The organism is Cupriavidus sp. HPC(L), from assembly GCF_000307735.3.
Taxonomy (GTDB): domain Bacteria; phylum Pseudomonadota; class Gammaproteobacteria; order Burkholderiales; family Burkholderiaceae; genus Cupriavidus.
In genome coordinates this window covers 1-2742 of sequence record NZ_AMPR02000305.1, presented here as the reverse complement: position 1 = coordinate 2742, position 2742 = coordinate 1, and the positions used below count along the sequence as shown (strand labels likewise).

The window sequence follows — 2742 nt, the reverse complement described above, 5'->3', positions numbered from 1 at the left end:
CCCGCGAGCGGCACGTCGGACGGCGTCAGCGCGCCGGGCGGCACGCTGACGCAATGGTCGATGGTCGTCTCCAACGCCCCGCGATAGGCCTCTACCAGCGAGGCGATGGTCTCGTGACGATAGTGGGCGGTGCTGAAGCTGACCGCCAGCGACAGCACGCCGCCGCTCACCTGACCGTTGATCGTGATCCAGTTGCCGAGCGGGGCTTCCGGCGAGACGGGTTGACCCGGCGATTCGGCGGCGCGATCGAACAGGGCCGCGTCGCCTGCGCTGGCATCGAGCTGGCCCAGGTAGTTGAACGTAATGCGAGGCAAGCGGAGCGCAGCGAGTTCATCGCGGATCGACTGCGGCCCCAGATGCCGCAGCAAGCCATAGCCGAGCCCGTGATCGGGGATGCCGCGCAGCGTCTCCTTGACCGCCTTGATGCTGTTGCCGGTGTCGTCGAGCACCGGCAGAACGACGGGGAACAGGCTGGTAAACCAGCCGATCGTGCGGCCGATATCGACGTTGTCGAACAACGCCCCGCGGCCATGTCCCTCCAGGAAGAGGGCGGCTCTGTCCACGCCGGCCCAATGTCCGACGGCTCGCGCGAGCGCGCTCAGCAGCAGGTCGTTGATCTGCGTGCGATACGCCGATGGGGCGCGCTTGAGCAGCCGCTGCGTCTGGGCAGCAGACAACTGCAGCGTCAGCGTGGCGGCGTCGGCCATCCGATCCTCGTCGACGGCGTGATCGCACGGCAATTCGGGCCCTTGCTGGGCACGCCAGTAGTCGGCCTGCTGGATCAACTCGTCCGAACTCGCGTGCCGCACCAACGCCTGTGCCCAGGCCTTGTACGACGCGGTCTTGGGCGGCAGGGCGATCGGCTGCCCGTCCCTCGCGAGGCGGTACGCCTGCTGCAGGTCCTCCAGCAGAATCCGCCAGGAGACGCCATCGACCACCAGGTGGTGGACGACCAGCAACAGCCGCTCACCGCCGTCCGGCAGCCGAAGGTGAAGTGCGCGGAGCAGCGGACCGTGTTGCAGATCCAGGCTTTGTTGTGCGCGGTCGCAGTGTTCGCTGATTGCATCGATGCCGGCGATCTCTTGCTGCCACAGGACCTCGTCTTCGATGGGTTCCGCGTAGTGCTGGCGCCACTGCCCATCGGTCTGCAGGTACCGAAGCCGCAGCCCATCGTGATGGCGGATCACGGCATGGAGCGCCTGCCGCAATGCGTCGCGGTCCAGTGGAGTCCGAGGGTGCAACAGCACCGATTGGTTCCAGTGGTGGCGTTGCGGTATCGCGGTCTCGAAGAACGCCTGCTGGATCGGCAGCAGCGGCACCTCGCCGGTGGGGGTGTCCTCGACGGCATGGTGTGCTTCGTCGCGCGTGGCGACCTGCGCCAGCGCCTGCACGGTCTGATGCAGGAACAGGTCTTTGGGCGTGAAGCGCAGGCCTACTCGACGGGCTCGGCTGACCGCCTGGATCGACAGGATCGAATCGCCGCCGAGCTCGAAGAAATTGTCGGTGATACCGACTCGCTCGACCCCGAGGACGTCCTGCCAGACCTCGGCGAGCAAGGTTTCGATATCGTCGCGCGGCGGGACGTAGCCTTTGGCTTCCCACACCGGCTCGGGAAGCGCGCGGCGGTCCAGCTTGCCATTGGTCGTCACGGGCAGCCGATCCAGCACGAGGATGTGCGACGGGACCATATAGGCGGGCAGGCAGCCTTCCAGATAGGCGCGGAGCGCGGCGGAGATATCGCCTGCATCCTGGCCGGCAACTACGTAGGCGACCAGCTGCTTCCCAACCGGACCGTCGTGCGCCAGCACAACGGCTTCCCGCACGCTTGCATGCGCGCGCAGCCGCGCCTCGATCTCGCCCAGTTCGATGCGATAGCCGCGGATCTTGACCTGGTGGTCGAGCCGGCCGATGTATTCGATGTTGCCGTCGCGGCAACGCCGGACCAGATCGCCGGTGCGGTACATGCGGGCGCCTGGCGCGAAGGGGTCGGGGACGAAACGTTCCGCGGTCAGGCCCGGTTTGCCGACATAGCCGCGGGCCAGCCCGAGCCCGCCGATATACAGCTCGCCGCCCAGGCCTAGCGGCACCGGGTTCAGGTCGGCGTCGAGCACGTGGGCGGTGCGGTCGCCCACCGGCTTGCCGATCGGCACGTAGGCGCTGGAGCAGTCGGTGTCGTGCTGTCCGACCCAGGCCAACGGGGTGACCACGGCCTCGGTCGGCCCATAACCATTGATCAGCGTACCGGCCTGGAACTTCTGCTTGATGCGGGCGAAGGCCTCGCGCGACATCGCTTCGCCGCCGAAGGACAGTAGCCGGAGCGGCACCGTTTCCGTCGCCGCTTCAGCCAGCCGAAGCAGATAGGCGGGCGGGAAGCCGGCATTGGTCACGCCGTCGCGTGCCATCACTTCGAGCGTCTGCTCGGCGCTCCACAGGGTGTCGTCGCGCAGCACCAGCTGGGCGCCGGCGATCAGCGGCACCAGCCAGCGCTCGTGGGCACCGTCGAAGTTGAACGACAGGAAGTGCAATTCCCGATCGTCCGGCCCCATGCCGTACTGCTCGACGGTGGCGTGGCAGTGCATCGCCAGGGGGCCGTGTTCGACGGCGACGCCCTTAGGCGTGCCGGTCGAGCCGGAGGTGTAGATCAGGTAGGCCAGCTGGCGCGGATCGACAGTGGGCAATCGCACTGCCTCCGGTTCACCAATGTCCTCCATGACGATAGTTGGCAGGCTGGTCTCGATCCGG

At 67.4% G+C, this 2742-nt stretch carries 1 protein-coding gene; it reads right to left on the bottom strand.

Annotated elements, in window-relative coordinates:
* Nucleotides 1-2684: condensation domain-containing protein (locus B551_RS16215; protein ID WP_172682469.1), on the bottom strand; the 2684-nt coding region annotated here is incomplete at its 3' end.
* Nucleotides 2685-2742: the final 58 nt, after the last annotated feature.